Annotated in this window: 17 protein-coding genes; 12 read left to right on the plus strand and 5 right to left on the minus strand. The window is 62.2% G+C overall.

The window, feature by feature from the left end:
• The 5 genes from OPV09_RS10665 to kynU form a co-directional block, all read right to left on the minus strand.
• Positions 1-1,026, minus strand: coding sequence for a hypothetical protein (locus OPV09_RS10665; RefSeq protein WP_338681602.1), 1,026 nt, complete (start codon positions 1,024-1,026; stop codon positions 1-3).
• 2 nt (positions 1,027-1,028) lie between these two features.
• On the minus strand, positions 1,029-3,083 hold the full coding sequence (locus tag OPV09_RS10670; protein ID WP_338681603.1) for a hypothetical protein: 2,055 nt from the start codon (positions 3,081-3,083) through the stop codon (positions 1,029-1,031).
• Between the two features lie 102 nt (positions 3,084-3,185).
• Positions 3,186-3,731: an alpha/beta hydrolase gene (locus tag OPV09_RS10675; protein WP_331777645.1), complete on the minus strand. Its 546-nt coding sequence runs from the start codon at positions 3,729-3,731 to the stop codon at positions 3,186-3,188.
• Positions 3,732-3,746: 15 nt separating this feature from the next.
• Entirely contained in the window at positions 3,747-4,634 is an 888-nt protein-coding gene (kynA, locus tag OPV09_RS10680; protein WP_034758384.1) for a tryptophan 2,3-dioxygenase, read from the minus strand.
• Positions 4,635-4,642: 8 nt separating this feature from the next.
• Positions 4,643-5,893: a kynureninase gene (gene kynU / locus OPV09_RS10685; RefSeq protein ID WP_338681604.1), complete on the minus strand. Its 1,251-nt coding sequence runs from the start codon at positions 5,891-5,893 to the stop codon at positions 4,643-4,645.
• Positions 5,894-6,499: 606 nt separating this feature from the next.
• On the opposite strand from kynU, the gene flhD reads away from it, so the two are divergent.
• The 12 genes from flhD (at position 6,500) to cheD (ending at position 17,740) form a co-directional block, all read left to right on the plus strand.
• A complete protein-coding gene (gene flhD, locus OPV09_RS10690) occupies positions 6,500-6,817 on the plus strand; it encodes a flagellar transcriptional regulator FlhD (RefSeq protein ID WP_034758381.1) in 318 nt (105 codons plus the stop codon).
• A 60-nt stretch (positions 6,818-6,877) separates the two neighbouring features.
• Positions 6,878-7,441: a flagellar transcriptional regulator FlhC gene (gene flhC / locus OPV09_RS10695; protein ID WP_338681606.1), complete on the plus strand. Its 564-nt coding sequence runs from the start codon at positions 6,878-6,880 to the stop codon at positions 7,439-7,441.
• Between the two features lie 120 nt (positions 7,442-7,561).
• Positions 7,562-8,323 (plus strand): class I SAM-dependent methyltransferase, encoded by a 762-nt coding sequence (locus OPV09_RS10700; protein WP_338681607.1) that lies wholly within the window; start codon positions 7,562-7,564, stop codon positions 8,321-8,323.
• A 218-nt stretch (positions 8,324-8,541) separates the two neighbouring features.
• On the plus strand, positions 8,542-9,402 hold the full coding sequence (motA, locus tag OPV09_RS10705) for a flagellar motor stator protein MotA (RefSeq protein ID WP_034758373.1): 861 nt from the start codon (positions 8,542-8,544) through the stop codon (positions 9,400-9,402).
• Between the two features lie 58 nt (positions 9,403-9,460).
• The gene (gene motB / locus OPV09_RS10710) at positions 9,461-10,435 is read left to right on the plus strand and encodes a flagellar motor protein MotB (RefSeq protein ID WP_034758370.1); all 975 of its coding nucleotides are present in this window, start codon (positions 9,461-9,463) and stop codon (positions 10,433-10,435) included.
• 46 nt (positions 10,436-10,481) lie between these two features.
• Positions 10,482-11,030, plus strand: coding sequence for a chemotaxis protein (locus tag OPV09_RS10715; RefSeq protein ID WP_070219714.1), 549 nt, complete (start codon positions 10,482-10,484; stop codon positions 11,028-11,030).
• Between the two features lie 83 nt (positions 11,031-11,113).
• Positions 11,114-11,479 (plus strand): response regulator, encoded by a 366-nt coding sequence (locus OPV09_RS10720; RefSeq protein ID WP_034758362.1) that lies wholly within the window; start codon positions 11,114-11,116, stop codon positions 11,477-11,479.
• Between the two features lie 43 nt (positions 11,480-11,522).
• Positions 11,523-13,721: a chemotaxis protein CheA gene (cheA, locus tag OPV09_RS10725; protein WP_070306147.1), complete on the plus strand. Its 2,199-nt coding sequence runs from the start codon at positions 11,523-11,525 to the stop codon at positions 13,719-13,721.
• A 30-nt stretch (positions 13,722-13,751) separates the two neighbouring features.
• Positions 13,752-14,258 (plus strand): chemotaxis protein CheW, encoded by a 507-nt coding sequence (locus OPV09_RS10730; protein WP_034758356.1) that lies wholly within the window; start codon positions 13,752-13,754, stop codon positions 14,256-14,258.
• 196 nt (positions 14,259-14,454) lie between these two features.
• Complete coding sequence (locus OPV09_RS10735; RefSeq protein ID WP_331777650.1) at positions 14,455-16,179, plus strand: methyl-accepting chemotaxis protein; 1,725 nt, start codon at positions 14,455-14,457, stop codon at positions 16,177-16,179.
• Between the two features lie 70 nt (positions 16,180-16,249).
• On the plus strand, positions 16,250-17,122 hold the full coding sequence (locus OPV09_RS10740) for a CheR family methyltransferase (protein WP_034758347.1): 873 nt from the start codon (positions 16,250-16,252) through the stop codon (positions 17,120-17,122).
• A 9-nt stretch (positions 17,123-17,131) separates the two neighbouring features.
• On the plus strand, positions 17,132-17,740 hold the full coding sequence (cheD, locus tag OPV09_RS10745; RefSeq protein ID WP_034758343.1) for a chemoreceptor glutamine deamidase CheD: 609 nt from the start codon (positions 17,132-17,134) through the stop codon (positions 17,738-17,740).
• Positions 17,741-17,815 lie beyond the last annotated feature (75 nt).

Here is a 17,815-nt window from a genome sequence, read left to right on the forward strand (position 1 = left end):
CTAGCAGGGACCTGGCTGCTCGTAGCCTAGTTGCGCCAGCTGCGCGGCGATGGCGTCGTCGCGGGTTTTTTTGCCCGTTCGCAGGCGCGCATGCGTGAGGGACGCGGGCAAGCCATGCGCCAGCAGGGCGTCGATGTCGAGCATGGTTTCCGATGCCGACAGCTGGCGCAGGGCGGGCAGGGCGGCGAGGCCGGGCAGGCTCTCGAGCGTCTTGCAGGTGTGCAGATGCAGGCGCTCAAGCACGGGATTGGGCCCCAGCGCGATTTGCCGCAGCTTGATCTGGTCTTCCACCCATAGCGCCTGCAGCAGCGGGAAGCGGCCGATGTCGCCCAGGGTTTCCAGACCGCGCACGCGTACCACTTCCAGTTTCCGCAACAGGGGCGCCTCGATGTGCGCGAGCGACTCGCGCCCGCCCAGCTGCAACAGCAGCCGGTCCAGGCGGGCCATCTCCGAGATGAAATCCAATGGCACCTTGTTCTTGATGCGGTACAGCGACAGCTCGTGCAGCGCCGGCAGGCCGGCTACGGTCTCGATATGCTGGTCGTGGCCCTCGATGACCAGGCTGGCCAGCTGCGTGTAGTGGCGCAGCGGCGCCAGGTCGATATTGTTTTTGGCCGACTCGCCCAGGTTCAGGTATTCGAGGCCGCGCAAATTATCGAGCTGCAGGATGTCGGCCTGCGCCAGCTTGTACACGCCCAGGCTCAGGCGCTTCAGGTGGCGCAGCTCGCCCAGGGTTTCCAGATGGATGGCTTGCCAGTGGCAGTCGATGGACAGGCTGGCCACATGCGGCAGCGCGCGCAGGATGCGGGCATCGAACACCCTCGGGTCGTAACCGTAGATGCGGATGGTCAGCGCCGTGCCGCAGGTGGCGGCCAGGGCGTCGAGGTCGGCCAGCAGCGGCTCCGGCTCGCCCAGGGTATCGAACTGCACCAGTACCTGCTGGCCGCCCGCGATGGCGGCGCGGATCGCCCTGGCGTCGATGCGTTCGGGATTTTGGATGCGTAGCGGCTGTGTTGCTTGCGTCATGGTCATAGTCCTATCGGGTAGTCCACTTTCCTGGGAGGAGGGCAGCCTTCCGGCCCCGGAAACGTTTGCTTGCCCGTGTCGTCGTAGCGCTTGCCGCACTCCACGAGCACGCGCTTGCGGAAGGTGTAGATGCTGGCCACCTTGCCATTCGGGTGGTAGCAGATATTGTCGCCGTCGCGGTCGGACGAAGCATAGCTGATCATGGTCTCGCCGTTGACCGTGCGCGTGCTGTGGCCGCTGCGCGGCTCTGTGCATTTGAGCTGGCCGCTTTCGTAATAGACGTTCAAGACCGAGGTGTCGGCGGTGCGGTCGACCAGCAGTTCATCCTTGCGCTTGCCGTTCGGGTAATTCGAATAGCCTTCCTGGCGCTGGCCGTACTGGAAGGCGTAGTAATACTGCGGCTTGCCGTCCGGGTAGTACATATGGTGGTACTCGCACACGTCGTCGCGCGTGCTGCCGTATTCCTTGAAGGTGCAGCGGTGGATGTCGTTGAGCAGCTGGCCGTCTTCATAGTATTCGCGCAGGTGCGTGAGCAGGCGGCCCTGGTCGATGACGGCCAGGCGCTCCGGCTTGCCGTTCGGGTAGTAGCGCGCGTCCAGGCCCTGCTTCTTGCCCATCTCCCACAAGGTATCGAGGCGCAGGATCTTGCCGCTGTCGTCGAATGCCTGTTCACGCCCATCGAGCTGGCCGTTGCGGTAGGTGGCCGTGTAGACCACGTATTCCTTGCCGGCCGGGCCCAGATAGCGCGTGCGGCTGCCTTCGAGCACGCCGGCCTGGTAATGGTCGCGCAGGCGCAGCGCGCCCTGCGCATCCGTGTCGATCGCTTCGCCCTGTTTCTTGCCTTGCACGAAAGTGACGCTTTGCGTGGCCTTGTCCTTGAGCTTGAGCTTCCATGGCCCGTCGCGCAAGCCTTCGATGAAGCTGCCGTCGCCGTCTTCCGTGATCCATGCGCCATGGCGCGAGCCGTTCACGTAGTTGCCGCGCGTTTGCAGCTTGCCGCCCATGCGGCGTTCGTGCGGGCCGTTCAGCTGGCCGCCCGCGTAGGTGTCGAAGCCCGTCACTTCCTCCGCATCGGCATAGTTGACGACCGTCCAGCGGCCTTCGCGCTTGCCGGCCCGGTACATGCCGCTCTCGCTCTGTTTTGGGTAATTGAAGTACCACATGCCTTCCTGCAGGCCATCGACGAAATGGCCTTTTTCGCTGCCTTCGTGCATGCCTTCGCGCACCCACAGGCCCTGGCGCTTGCCTTTCGCGTACTGGCCCCGCTCGACCACCGAGCCGTCGTCCCAGGCCAGGCTGTAGATGACGGAAGGGCCTTCCTGGCTGCCCGTGAACTGCTTCGGCGCCGTTTCCCACGTCACTTGCCACAGGCGGTAATTGCGCAGGATGCCGGCGCCCGCATCGCTGTACAGGGTGTAGCTGGCGGTGAGAAAACGGTCGCCTTTCTTCTCGAAGGTTTTCTTGTAGATGATGGCGTCCTGGCTGCCAGCCTCCACGGGCTTGCCCTCGTCGCTGTAGTAGCCGACGACGGTGCCCTGCGTATGGTCGATGGCGTCGAAGTCCGCATTGCCGCTCTTGCCGCGCGCGACGCTGTAGTCCATCGGCGCCAGCTTGGCCAGCGCCGCCTTGACCTGGCCCGCGTTGGGCGCGGCGCCTTGCGCCACGATGCGGTTCAGGGCCGGCTGCAAGCCGTCGAGGCGCCGGTACTTGCCGGAGCTGCGGTGGTAGCGGTAGGCGCGCAAGCCGTTCTTGCCGTCCTGCCGGAACAGCACCAGCATGGTTTGCACGCTGTCGTCAGATTCCTTGTCCAGCGAGGCGTAGAAGACGGAACGGATGACGGCGTTGCCGAACTGGTCGAGCAAAATGGGTTTCGATGTGTCGCTCTTGCATTCGCAATAATAGCCGTTGACGCCCTCTTTTTCCTTGAGAAAGGCGATGTCGAAGCCGCTGTCCTGCGACGTGGTGATGGCGGGATGGGCGAGGGTCTTGCCTTCGTAGAAGGGCGCGCCGTGGGCGAAGGCGGAGCAGAGCAGCAAGGGCAGAAGCAGACGTTTCATCGTGAGGCTGGCGCCGGGGCGCCGCAATGGAAAGGCCACGATTCTGCCTGCGTTCTTACTTGTGGGCAAATGGGCGCGCGTCTATCGTGTGCGCGCCCTTGTTCAGGGCTGGTGCGCGGCGCAGAAGTCCAGCAGCAGCTGTTCGCCGTCTGGCCACGGGCCGTAGCCGGCGTCGCCGTTGATATGCCCGGCGTCGCCGATCATGGTGAAATCGCTGCCCCAGGCGGCGGCAAACGCGCGTGCCCGCGCGAAGCTGACGTAGGGATCATCGCCGCTGGCGACCACCAGGCTGGGAAACGGCAAGGCTTGCAGCGGCATCGGCGCAAAGCCCGTCGTGCCGGTGGGGTAGGAGGGCGCTTCCACATCGCTGGGGGCGACGAGGAAGGCGCCGGCGATCTTGTGCGGCGAGCCGCTGGCAGCCCAATGGGCCACCAACGTGCAGGCCAGGCTGTGCGCCGCCAGCACGGGCGGGCGCTCGCAGGCGGCGATGGCGCGGTCGAGCTCCGCCACCCATTCGTCCTTGTCCGGCGTCTGCCATTCCCCGTGCGGCACGCGCGACCATTGCGGGTGGCGCGCTTCCCAATGGGTTTGCCAGTGCTGCGGCCCGGAATTCCACAGGCCGGCCAGGGTCAGGACGAGAGGCGACATCAATGCTCCTTAAAGTTATAACTCCGTGCGTAGGGCGAATAGCTCAGGGAACAATACCACGTCGAGCATCTTGCGCAAATAGCTGACGCCTGCCGTGCCGCCCGTGCCCGTCTTGAAGCCGATGATGCGCTCGACCGTCGTCACGTGGCGGAAGCGCCAGAAGCGGAAGGCCGTTTCCAGGTCGACCAGCTTTTCGGCCAGCTCGTACAGGGCCCAGTGTTTCGACGGGTCGCGGTAGACTTCCAGCCACGCCGCCTTGACGGAGGCGTCGGCGCTGGTCGGCAGGGTCCAGTCGGCGTCCAGGCGCTCGGGGGCGATATGCAGGCCGCTGCGCGCCAGCAGCTTGATGGCTTCATCGTAGACGGAGGGCGTGCGCAGGGCGGCGTCGAGCACCTTGTAGGTGTCCGGCGCCGTCGTGTGTACGTTGAGCAGGGCGGCGTTCTTGTTCCCCAGGATGAATTCGATCTCGCGGTACTGGAAGGACTGGAAGCCGGACGAGGCACCCAGGTAGGGGCGGATGGCCGTGTATTCGGGCGGTGTCATGGTGGCCAGCACGTCCCAGGCGTGCACCAGCTGGTCCATGATGCGCGCCACGCGGGCCAGCATTTTAAAGGCGGGCGCCAGGTCGCCGCTTTGCAGGTTGGCGCGCACGGCATGCATTTCGTGCAGCATCAGCTTCATCCACAATTCGCTCGTCTGGTGCTGCACGATGAACAGCATTTCGTTGTGGTTCGGTGACAGCGGATGCTGGGCCGTGAGGATGCGGTCCAGCGCCAGGTAATTGCCGTAGCTCATCGATTCGCTGAAATCCATCTGCGCGCCATGCCACTGCGCATCCTGGCCGCCCGCATGCATGGGGCAGCCGCTGGTGTTTTCCTTGTTCATATTCTTGTCGTCGCTCATGGGGGGATTCAGGTGACGGCATCGCGCTTGGCGGCGATGTCGTAGGCTAGTGTGTCGAGGATGTCGCGCAGGATTTCCACGGCATCCCACACGTCGGCAAAGCTCGTGTACAGGGGCGTGAAGCCGAAGCGCATGATGGCCGGTTCGCGGTAGTCGCCGATCACGCCGCGCGCGATCAGCGCCTGCATGACGGCATAGCCATGCGGGTGCGTGAAGCTGACCTGGCTGCCGCGGCGCGCATGCTCGCGCGGCGTGACGAGACCCAGCGGATGGCTGGCGCAGCGCTGCTCCACCAGCGCGATGAACAGGTCTGTCAGGGCCAGCGACTTGCGCCGGATGGCTTCCATGCTTGTTTGCGCAAAGATATCGAGGCCGCATTCGACGAGGGCCAGCGAGAGTATCGGCTGCGTGCCGCACAGGGCGCGGGCGATGCCGTCGGCGGGCGCGAAGCCCGGGTCCATGGCGAACGGCGTGGCGTGGCCCCACCAGCCGGACAAAGGCTGGCGGAAGCGCGCCTGGTGTTTTTGCGGCACCCAGATGAAGGCGGGCGAGCCGGGGCCGCCATTCAGGTATTTGTAGGTGCAGCCGACGGCCAGGTCGGCGCCGGCGCCGTTCAGGTCCAGCGGCACGGCGCCGGCCGAATGGGCCAGGTCCCACAGCGCCAGCGTGCCCTGCGCGTGGCAATGGCTGCTGATGGCGGCCATGTCGTGCTGGTAGCCGGTGCGGTAGTTGACGTGCGTGAGCATGGCGACGGCGCAATCGGCAGCTATCGCTTGCGCCAGTTCCTCGGGACTGTCGACCAGGCGCAGCTGGTAGCCGCGGTCCAGCCAGGCGGCCAGGCCTTGTGCCATGTACAGGTCGGTGGGGAAGTTGCTGCGTTCGCTGACGATGATGCGCCGCGCGGCGCGTGCCGGATCGCTGGCCTGCATCTGCAGGGCGGCGGCCAGGGCCTTGAACAGGTTGACGGAGGTGGTGTCGGTGATCACCACTTCGCCCGTGCCGGCGCCCAGCAGCGGGGCCAGGCGGTCGCCCAGGCGCTTGGGCAGGTCGAACCAGCCGGCCGTATTCCAGCTGCGGATCAGGTCCGTGCCCCATTCTGCCGTGATGACGTGCTGGGCGCGGGCCAGGGCCGCTTTCGGCCGCGCGCCCAGGGAGTTGCCGTCGAGGTAAATCACGCCTTGCGGCAAGTCGAATTGCTGGCGCAAGGGCGCCAAGGGATCGTCGAGGTCGCGTGCGCTGCAGTCATGTCGAGAAATCATGGTGGCTTTCATATTGATACTTGTCTCAGTGGCACGATATTGCTTGAAGCTTAAAGTATTGTGCGGAAGCAGGCAGTGTAGCAAATCCACGCCGGAAAGCGGCATTTCCGCGTTCGAGGAGGCGCGCGAAGTGCCAGCCTGCGGGGCGTCAACGAAAAAAATCACGATTTTTAAAAATATTTTCAAATAACCCTAAAGTTTCGCCAGGCGCCGCCGTCAACGATTACATGAACGGTGTCAAACCGGCCAAAAAAGAATGCAGGTTTTTGAAATATTTTTCAAAAAAGCCCTAAAGTTCCCGCCAAGGCAGCCGTTATCTAGGTAGACAGGCTTGATTCCGATCAAGTTGTTGTAAAAAAGTGATATTTTTTACAGGCCAAAAATTGGCTAAATCCGGCATGCAGCCAACCACCGACATCCGCGCCGTTACTGGCGTGCGACCATGATCGAGCAGTGTTTGTCAGACAAACACCTACGATCCCATCCGCTATTCCCCGACCAAAAATACAGCGCTGCGCCTCTGTTGCGTTTAATGTTGCTCCTGCAGAATGTATCTCACTGGCAACAAACAATGCCAGCTGAATTCAACGGATTGAGGAGATGGAAATGACTGCTAACGACATGATGGCTGAGATTCGCGACGCTAACCTGAGCTACCTGATGCTGGCCCAGCAAATGATTCGTGCGGACAAGGTAACGGCCATCTTCCGTTTGGGCATCGCCGCCGAAATCGCCGAACTGATCGAAGGCATGAGCAATGCGCAGATCCTCAAGCTTGCTGGCGGCAACATGATGCTGGCCCGCTTCCGCTTTGACGACAGCGCCATCCTGGGCATGTTGACGAACTACAATAAAGACCGTTCGCTGGCCCAGTCGCATGCAGCCATCTTGATGGCTGGTCAGGGCGTCGAAGAAATCGCTTGATTCAGCAAGATTTCAGTCAGTAGCAGTTAGTTAGTATCAGTCAGTCGCGGAGTACACAGCATGGCCAAGAAAAGTGTCGTATCGGAAGCGCAGGAAATCCAGCTGGCCATCGAATTGATACAGCTGGGCGCCCGTTTGCAACTGCTGGAGACGGAAGTCTCGCTGTCGCGCGAACGCCTGCTGAATCTGTACAAGGAATTGAAGGGCGTCTCGCCGCCCAAGGGCATGCTGCCGTTTTCCACCGACTGGTTCATCACCTGGCAACCGAATATCCATTCCTCGCTGTTCATCAATATCCACAAATTCCTCGTCGACCACGCCGGCGCCACGGGCATCGAAGCCGTGATGAAGGCCTATAAACTGTATCTGGAACAGATGCCGCCTGAAGCGGGCGAAGAGCCGCTGCTGTCGCTGACCCGGGCCTGGACCCTCGTGCGCTTTTTCAGCAGCAAGATGCTGGACATGGCGCCCTGCGGCAAGTGCGGCGGCAAGTTCGTCGTCAACTGCCTCGACCTGAACGCCGATTATGTGTGCGGCCTGTGCCACATGCCTTCGCGTGCAGGCAAGACCAAGAAGGCGCGCGATGAAGCGGCCGCTGGTGCATCGCCGGGTGTCGCCGCCTGATACTGCCCGAATTATTGTCCCAATATAGCCTCAGTAAAAACCGGAGCGGTCGCCAGACCGGACTCCGGTTTTTTCATGGTGCTTTCGCTTACACTGGCGTTTTCCTCCTTTAACTTGCCCATGCTGCAACAAATCCTGCGCGCGCCCGCGCTCAAGGCCATCCTGATCCAGGTGCTGGCCTTTCCCTTGATGTTGTTATTGGTATATGGCCTGGCGCGCGCCGGCGTCGCCATGTCGCTGCCGGCCGTGGCGCTGGTGCAGGGCGTGCTGGCGGCGCTCATCACGTGGCGCGCGGGACTGGCGCGCTGGTGGTGCGCCATCGGCCTGCTGTTTGCGCCCGCCTTGCTGGCCGCCAGCCTGCTCGATTTGCCCCCGGCCGTGTTCCTGGCGGCCTTTGTTTTCCTGCTGAGCCTGTATTGGTCCACATTTCGCACGCAAGTGCCGTTTTATCCGTCGGGGCCGAAGGTGTGGCAGGCCGTGGCCGGGCTGATCGCGGACCGTCCCGGCGTGCGCCTGATCGATATCGGCAGCGGCCTGGGCGGCCTGGTGCTGGACCTGGCGCGGCGCCGGTCCGACGGGCAGTTCTTCGGCATCGAACTGGCGCCGCTGCCGTGGCTGGCAAGCCGCTTGCGCGCGAAGCTGGCGGGCAGCCGCGCGCGCTTCCTGCGCGGCGACTACGAAGCGCTCGATTTCGGCCGCTACGACGTGGTGTTTGCCTACCTGTCGCCGGCGGCGATGGCAGCCCTGTGGAGCAAGGCGGAAAGGGAAATGTTGCCCGGTAGCATGCTTCTTAGTTACGAATTCCAGATTGCGGCACGCAAGCCCGATAAGACCATCGCCGCCACAGAGGGTGGTCCTTTGCTTTACATATGGTGCTTTTAAGCAATTGTCTGCGTTATTTGCTTGCCCGTGGGGCAATCTCACGTTATTGTAGTTCCACACGGCATTTTCTCGGAATTGCGTTGAAAAGCAGAGCATTTCAATTAACTTTCGGTTACTTTTTTGCCACTGTCCTTGCCGGCGGCGCAGCCGCCAGAAGACAGGAACAGGTTTGAACATGCCGGGCACACAGCCCCGGCCATTATTGGGAGTCAGGGCACTTGTTAGTCATAATCGGATACATCATCGTTTGCGCCTCGGTCTTTGGCGGCTTCGCAATGGCCGGCGGCCATCTGGCGGCGCTGTTCCAGCCGCTGGAGTTGCTGATGATCGGCGGCGCCGCCCTGGGCGCCTTCCTTGTTGGTAACAATAACAAGGCCATCAAAGCGACGATCGCAGCCTTGCCGAGCCTGTTCAAGGGTTCGCGCTATACCAAAGAGCTGTACATGGAACTGATGTCCCTGCTGTTCGAGGTGCTCAGCAAGGTGCGCAAGGAAGGCTTGATGTCGATCGAAGGCGATATCGACAAGCCCGAGGAAAGCCCGCTGTTTTCCAAGTACCCGGCCGTGCTGGCCGACCACCACATCGTCGAATTCATGACCGATTACCTGCGCCTGATGGTGTCGGGCAATATGGACGCGTTCCAGATCGAAAACCTGATGGACAACGAAATCGAGACGCACCATCACGAAGGCGCCGTGCCGGCCCACGTGATCGCCAAGGTGGGCGATGGCTTGCCCGCGTTCGGTATCGTTGCCGCCGTGATGGGCGTGGTGCACACGATGGAGTCGGTGGGCATCCCGCCGGCCGAGCTGGGCATGCTGATCGCACACGCGCTGGTCGGCACCTTCCTCGGCATCTTGCTGGCGTATGGTTTCGTCGGTCCTCTGGCCAGCCTGCTCGAGCAGAAGCTGGAAGAGTCGAGCAAGATGTTCCAGTGCGTGAAAGTGACCTTGCTGGCCAGCCTGAACGGCTATGCGCCGGCGCTGGCCGTGGAGTTCGGCCGCAAGGTGCTGTTCTCGACCGAGCGCCCGACGTTCAACGAGCTCGAAGACCATATCAAGAAATCGAAAACGAAGTAAGCAGTGAATATACGCCTGGATACCATGAGTCATTTGCAGCACACGGAAGGGGGACGCCATGGCCGATGAAGGCATGCGCCCGATTATCGTCAAGCGTATCAAGAAGACGGCTGGCGGGCACCATGGCGGGGCGTGGAAGATCGCCTACGCCGACTTTGTCACGGCCATGATGGCCTTTTTCCTGCTGATGTGGCTGCTGGGCTCCACCTCGAAGGGCGACTTGAACGGCATTTCCGAATTCTTCAAGACGCCGCTGAAAGTGGCGATGGCGGGCGGCTCAGGCAGCGGCGAGAGCAATTCCGTGATCCAGGGCGGCGGCCAGGACTTGTCGCGCCAGGATGGGCAGGTGCGCAAGGCGCAGGAAGAGCAGCAGCGCAAATCGTTCGACCTCAATTCCGCCAAGGCCGCGCTCGAGCGCGAAGAGGGCAAGCGCCTGCAGGCGCTCAAGGCGCGCATCGAAGCGACCATCGACGCCAATCCCCTGCTGAAAAAATACAAGAACCAGTTGCTGCTCGATATCACCAGCGAAGGCTTGCGCATCCAGATCGTCGACGAGCAGAACCGTCCGATGTTTGCGCTCGCCAATGCGAATCTGCAACCGTATACCAAGGAAATCCTGCACGCGATCGGCTTCGTGCTCAATGAAGTGCCAAACCGCATCGGCCTGTCCGGCCATACGGATTCGACGCCCTACATGAGCGATGCCGGCTACAGCAACTGGGAATTGTCGGCTGACCGCGCGAATGCGTCGCGGCGCGAACTGGTGATCGGCGGCATGAAGGAAGAAAAAGTCTTGCGCGTGGTGGGGCTCGGTTCGGCCGCCCACCTGGACAAGCTCGACCCCTTCAATCCGATCAACCGGCGCATCAGCATCATCGTCATGAACAAACGCACGGAAGAAAATGTCCTGCGCGATGGTTCGGCGATCGAGCTGCCGGTGACCGATGCCGCTTCCGCCGCTGTCGCGTCAGGGCTGGCGGCCGGTGCGCCGCCCGCGGCGCCAGTCCCCGCCCCGGCAGCGGCGAAAAAATAACACGCAAGGCTGTCGACGCGTGGTGTATTGAAACAATGAGACCTTTATGACAAGAAAGAAAATACTTGGCTCGCATGTAAAGCGCCTGCTGTCTGGCGTGTCGGACCATGGCCGCAAGCACTTGACGGAGGTGGAAACCGACCTGGTGCAGACCGGCATCTTGCTGGAAGAGGCGATCGAGAAGCTGTCCTTCAATTTCATGGCGATACACGCAGCCGTCGCTGCGCAGCAAGACACCATCGCCTTGCTGCTCGACGGCGGTATTCCGGCCGAGCAGCAGCGCGAAAAACTGCTGGCGTTGCAGGATGAGGTGGGGGGCTATGTGAATGCGGCCATCACCAGCATGCAATTCCAGGACATGACCAGCCAGCTGATCGAGCGCACCTTGAAGCGCGTGACGGGCTTGCGCGAGTTCCTCGGGACCCTGGGCGAGCATGGTGCGGAGATGTTGCCGGAGAGCGACAATGAAGAAATTGTCGCCTTGCTGGGGCGGGTCAGCATGGCGCTGGCGATTCAAAGCCTGGAGTTGCGCAGCGTGCTGCGCAAGGCTGTCAGTCAACAGCATTTGGAAAGTGGCGACATCGAGCTGTTCTAGCATGCCAGTGCGGAGCGCTTGTGGTTGCATGGATTGATTAATCAAATACTCGGGCAGGATGCCCGGAATAAGTGGGAGCAAAGATGGCCAAAACGATACTTGCAGTGGACGATTCCAGCTCATTGCGCCAGATGGTGGCGTTCAGCCTGAAAGCCGCCGGTTACCAGGTGGTGGAGGCCGTCGACGGCCAGGACGGACTGGAAAAAGCCAAGCTGCAAACCGTGGACCTGGTATTGACGGACCAGAACATGCCGCGCATGGATGGCCTGGAACTGATCAAGCTGTTGCGCGAACTGCCGACCTACCAGAAGGTACCCATCCTCATGCTGACGACGGAGTCGTCGGACGAGATGAAATCGAAAGGACGTGCCGCCGGCGCCAATGGCTGGCTGGTCAAGCCGTTCGATCCGCAACGCCTGATCGAAGTGGTCAAGAAGGTGATCGGCTGATGCCAGCCGCGCAGTGCAACGATGCAATTGACGGAGTCACCCTATGACCATCGATATTAGCCAGTTTTTTCAGGTCTTTTTCGATGAGGCCGAAGAACTGCTGGCTGAAAAAGAACGGCTGCTGCTGGCCGTTGATATTGCGGCGCCCGACGCCGAAGACCTGAATGCCATTTTCCGTACCGCCCATTCGATCAAGGGCGGCGCATCGACGTTCGGCCTCTCCGACATGAGCGAGGTGACGCACATCCTCGAGTCGCTGCTCGACCGTATCCGCCAGGGCCAGATGGCCCTGACGGCGGAACACGTCGACGCCTTCCTGGCGGCCAAGGATATCCTCAAGATGCAGCTCGACGGCCACCGTCTGGGCAGTGCCGTCGACCAGGATGCCGTGGCAAATGTGCGCATGATGCTGCAGTCGTTTTCGCAGGACGTGCCCGTGGCTGCGCTTACGCCCGTCGCACCGGCCTTCCATACGGCGGAAAAAGCCGCCGTCAGCCATGCCGGCGGCCATCGCATCCGCCTGGAACTGCCGGCCATGGAGCCGCGCGAAGTCGATGCGCTGGCGGCCGAACTGGGTTTGCTGGGCGATGTCGCCGTGTCCGCCTTGCCCGACGCGCGCAAGGTGCTGGAAGTGACGACGCATGAAAGCCTGGACGATATCCTGGCCATCTGCTCGTTCGTGCTCAATCCCGACGACATGGTGATCACGCAGGCGCCGCCACTGGCGCCAGGCGAAGCCGAAGCGGCCCGTGCGGCGCAGGAAAAAGCCCAGGGCTACGGTTTCTTCGACCCGCTGCCAGGCACGCCTGCTGCGCAGGGCGCGACGGACCCCGGTTATGGCTTCTTCCAGCCGCTCGAGGATATCCGCGCCGCCGCCGGCGTGCAGAGCGACGCCGAACAGGGCTACGGTTTCTTCCAGCCCCTCGAACAGATACGCGCCGATGCGGCCAAGGCGGGCAACGCCAGCGCCGCCGCGCCGGCCGTGGCCAGCGCCGTGGCCGAAGCGGAGCAGGAAAAGAAACCGGCCAAGAAAGAAGGCGACAAGGCCGGCGCCGAATCGTCGTCGATCCGCGTCTCGATCGAGAAAGTCGACCAGCTGATCAACCTGGTGGGCGAACTGGTGATCACGCAGGCGATGATCGAGCAGCGCGCCAGTGCGCTTGACCCGATGCTGCATGAAAAACTGCTCGACAGCGTCAGCCACCTGACGCGCAACACGCGCGACTTGCAGGAAGCGGTGATGTCGATCCGCATGATGCCGATGGATTTCGTCTTCTCGCGCTTCCCGCGCATGGTGCGCGACCTGGCGACGAAACTGGGCAAGAAGGTCGATTTCATCACGAATGGCGCCGCCACGGAACTGGACAAGGGCCTCATCGAGCGCATCGTCGATCCGCTCACGCACCTGGTGCGCAACAGCATCGACCATGGCGTGGAAATGCCGGCCGCCCGCGTGGCCGCCGGCAAGACCGAGGCCGGCCGGCTGTTCCTCTCGGCCAGCCATCAGGGCGGCAACATCATCATCGAGGTATCCGATGACGGCGCGGGATTGAACCGCGAGCGCATCCTGGCCAAGGCCGCGCAGCAGGGGCTGGACGTGTCCGAGACGATGAGCGACGCGGACGTGTGGCAGCTGATTTTCGCGCCCGGCTTTTCCACCGCCGAAGCCGTCACCGACGTGTCGGGCCGCGGCGTGGGCATGGATGTCGTCAAGCGCAATATCAGCGCCATGGGCGGCGTCGTCGACATCCGTTCCGCGAAAGGCTTCGGCACGACGATTTCCATCTCGCTGCCGCTGACCCTGGCCATCCTCGACGGCATGTCGATCCGCGTGGGCGACGAAGTGTATATTTTACCGCTGGGCTTTGTCATCGAATCGCTGCAGCCAGCCGTTGAGGATATCAAGGACATCAGCGGCAAGGGGCAGGTGGTGAAAGTGCGCGGCGAATACCTGCCATTGATCCCGCTGTACCAGATGTTCGACATCGCGCCGCGCTTTACCAGCCCTTCGGAAGGCATCTGCGTGATCCTCGAGACGGAAGGGCGCAAGGCGGCCCTGTTTGTCGACGACCTGGTGGGACAGCAGCAAGTCGTGGTGAAAAACCTCGAATCGAATTACCGCAAGGTGGTGGGCATTTCCGGCGCCACCATCCTGGGCGATGGCGGCGTGTCGCTGATTCTCGATGTCGCCGCCCTGATCCGTTCCTCGCGCCAGCTGGCTGACGAGTCCATTTTTTCGTAATACCGATAGATAAAGATAGGAAAACGCACCATGTCAGATACTCAACAAACATCCGGAAGCAATGCGGGCGACGGCAAGGACATCGCCGGCCGTGAATTCCTGGCCTTCACCCTGGGCTCCGAAGAGTACGGCATCGATATCCTGAAGGTCCAGGAAATCCGCGGTTACGAAGCGGTCACCCGCATCGCCAACGCGCCTGAATTCATCAAGGGCGTGATCAACCTGCGCGGCATCATCATTCCCGTGGTCGACATGCGCATCAAGTTCAATCTGGGCACGCCCGTGTACGACCAGTTCACGGTGGTGATCATCCTGAACATCGGCGGCCGTATCGTCGGCATGGTGGTCGACAGCGTTTCCGACGTCACCACCCTGACGCCGGAGCAGGTGAAACCGGCGCCGGAAATGGGCACCGCCTTCTCGACCGACTATATGATCGGCCTGGGCACCATCGACGAGCGCATGCTGATCCTGGTCGACATCGACAAGCTGATGTCGAGCAGCGAGATGGGCCTGATCGACAAGCTGGCGGCGTAAGCCACCGCATGGCAGCAAGGCGGCGCCCGGTGCGCCGCCGTTTTTACCACGCAAAGAATCACTACAGATATGCATGTACCGGCGCGAGCAGCATCTAGAGGCGCGCCGGCAGGCTGCAAGGTCCGACAGAGACCAGGCCACAACACGGCGCCGTCCGGTTGAACGGGCGCCGTTCACATAAATATTGGAGACTGTAATGAGTTTGCGCGATTTCAAGATAGGCACCCGGCTGGGGATAGGTTTTGGCAGCATCCTCGCCATCCTGGTGGTGGTGATCGTTTCGGCGAATGCACTGAATTACCGTAACAAGGCCCAGCTGCTCACGGGCCTTGAGCTGGCAAGCGAAAAGAATACGCAGGCGTCGCTGATGAAAAGCGCGATGCTGGAAACCGGTATCGCCATGCGCAATATCGGCTTGCAGGGCGATGTGGCCCTGATGCAGGCGGAAGAGGGCAAGGTGCGCGCGCAGCGCAAGCTGTACGACGGCGCGCGCGGCAAGCTGGCCACCCTGGGCCTGTCCGATGGCGAAAAGGCGCTGCTGGCCAATATCGCCAAGGTCGACGGCGAAGTCGATGCCGCCTTCAAGGAAGCGATGGGGCAGGTGCTGGCGTTTAACAGCGAGGGCGCGGCGAAGGTGATCGCCACCCGCATCGATCCCTTGAACAAGACGACCCTGGCCGATATCAACAAGCTGCTCGACTTGCAGCACGTGGCGCAGCAAAGCTTCATGGACGACTCGCTGGCGGCCGATGCGCGCCTGATGACGGTACTGTTCATCCTGGGCGGCGCGGCGGTGGCGATCGGCGCCTGGTGCGCCATCTTCATCACGCGCTCGATCACGGTGCCGCTGTCCGGCGCTGTGGCCGTGGCGCAGAAGGTGGCGGCCGGCGAACTGACGTCGCGCGTGGTGGTCGAAGGCAAGGATGAAACGAGCGCGCTGCAGCAGGCATTGAAGGACATGAACGAGAGCCTGGTGCAGACGGTCAGCGACGTGCGCAAGGGAACGGAAACCATCACCGTGGCCTCGCGCGAGATCGCCAGCGGCAATGCGGACCTGTCGGCGCGCACGGAAACGCAGGCCAGTTCGCTCGAAGAGACGGCGTCGTCGATGGAAGAGCTGACGTCGACCGTGAAGCAGAACGCGGACAACGCGCGCCAGGCCAACCAGCTGGCCGTGTCAGCGTCGTCGGTGGCGGAGCAGGGCGGCAAGGTGGTGGCGCAAGTGGTCGATACCATGGGTTCCATCAAGGACAGCTCGCGCAAGATTGTCGACATCATCGGCGTCATCGACGGCATTGCGTTCCAGACGAATATCCTGGCATTGAATGCGGCCGTCGAAGCGGCGCGCGCAGGCGAACAGGGGCGCGGTTTTGCGGTGGTGGCGTCGGAAGTGCGCAATCTGGCGCAACGATCGGCCGGCGCAGCCAAGGAAATCAAGGGCCTGATCGGCGACTCGGTCGACAAGGTCGATGCCGGCAGCCGCCTGGTGGACGAGGCGGGGCAGACCATGGGCCTGATCGTCACGTCGATCCGGCAGGTGGCCGATATCATGGGCGAGATCACGGCGGCGACGCAGGAACAGAGCCACGGTATCGAAGAGGTCAACCAGGCCATCGCGCAGATGGACCAGATGACGCAGCAAAATGCGGCGCTGGTCGAGGAAGCGGCGGCGGCCGCCGAAAGCATGCAGGAGCAGGCGCAGAATCTGGGCGACGCCGTCAGCATCTTCAAGCTCGATGGCGAGAGCGCGGCGCAGGCGGCCATGCCCGCACCCGCGCTGGTGCCTGTGCATGTGGCGGCACGGCCGGCACCGAGTGTGGCGGCAAATACACGGCGGTTGGCAAAGTCGGCGCAAGCCGGCTCGCCACCGCCCGCGAAAAAGCTGGCGGCGGCCGGCGGCGACGATTGGGAAGAGTTCTAACGCCAACCCGGTCCCGCTAGTTATACTTGCAAAGGCATTGGTCAGAGTAGTCATAGAGAGGTAAAAACAAATGCCGCAAACTAAAACGGATTCGGTCAAGGAATTTGATTTCACTGGCAAGGACTTTGAACGGGTCCGCGCCATGATTTACAAGCGGGCCGGCATCGCGCTGGCCGACAGCAAGCAGGAAATGGTCTACAGCCGCCTGGCCAGGCGATTGCGCGCGACCGGCATCTCCTCGTTCGTCCGCTACCTGGACGACCTGGAAGCTGGCCGCATGGGCGACGAGTGGGAAGCGTTCACGAATGCGCTGACGACCAACCTGACGTCGTTCTTCCGCGAGGCGCATCACTTCCCGCTGCTGGCCGAGCATGTGAAAAAACTGAACGGGCCGATCACCATCTGGTGCTCGGCCAGTTCCACCGGCGAGGAGCCGTACTCGATCGCCATGACGGTGTGCGAGGCGTTCAATACGCTCACGCCGCCCGTCACCATCATCGCCACGGACATCGACACGAACGTGCTGGCCACGGCCGCCAATGGCGTCTACAACCTGGACCGGCTCGACAAGATGCCGGCCGACCGTGCGCGGCGCTTTTTCTTGCGCGGCAAGGGCGACCGCGAAGGACAGGTGCGGGTGCGCCCGGAACTGCGCCAGATGATCACCTTCAAGCCGCTCAACCTGCTGGCCGATGGCTGGCCATTGACGGGGCAGTTCGACGTCATCTTTTGCCGCAACGTGATGATTTATTTTGACAAGGCGACGCAGCGCAAGATCCTGTCGCGCTTTGTGCCACTGATGAAGCCTGATGCCCTGCTGTTTGCGGGCCATTCGGAGAATTTTCTGTACGTGTCGGATTCATTGAAGCTGCGCGGTAAAACAGTCTATGAGCTCGACCAGCCCCGGGGCGCCGCGCCCAAGGCAACGTCGCATCGTACATGAGAGTGAAATATGAGCCTGGAATCCAAAGAGCAATTCGCCACTAACGTCTATTACGACAGGACGTTCAACTGTGACGCCGCCAAGATCTTGCCTGGTGAGTACTACTTTACCAACAAGGACATGCTGATCGTCACCGTGCTCGGCTCCTGCGTCTCGGCCTGCATCCGCGACCGCGTCACGGGCCTGGGCGGCATGAACCACTTCATGTTGCCCGATGGCGGCAGCGACCCGAACAGTCCGATTTCCGCGTCGATGCGCTATGGCACCTACGCCATGGAAATCCTGATCAACGATTTGCTGAAGGCGGGCGCGCGGCGCGAGAACATGGAAGCGAAAGTGTTCGGCGGCGGCGCCGTGCTGCGCGGCTTCACGGCGATCAACGTCGGCGAACGCAATGCGGCCTTCGTCATCAACTACCTGAAAGCGGAAAAGATGCGCGTGGTGGCCGAAGATCTCAACGACATCCACCCGCGCAAGGTGTACTTCTTCCCCCGTAGCGGCAAGGTGCTGGTGAAAAAGCTGATGCAGACGCATAACGATACGCTGGTGCGCCGCGAACTCGATTACGCCAGCCGCCTCAAGGTCGCGCCGGTGGGCGGCGAAGTCGAACTGTTCTGACAAACACCCGACCAAACCTGCTGCGCGTCGCGCTGTGCGGCTTGCGGCGGTTTGTCCGGTGTACTAATTTAATAA

It is taken from the genome of Janthinobacterium sp. TB1-E2 (assembly GCF_036885605.1).
Lineage (GTDB): Bacteria > Pseudomonadota > Gammaproteobacteria > Burkholderiales > Burkholderiaceae_D > Janthinobacterium > Janthinobacterium aestuarii.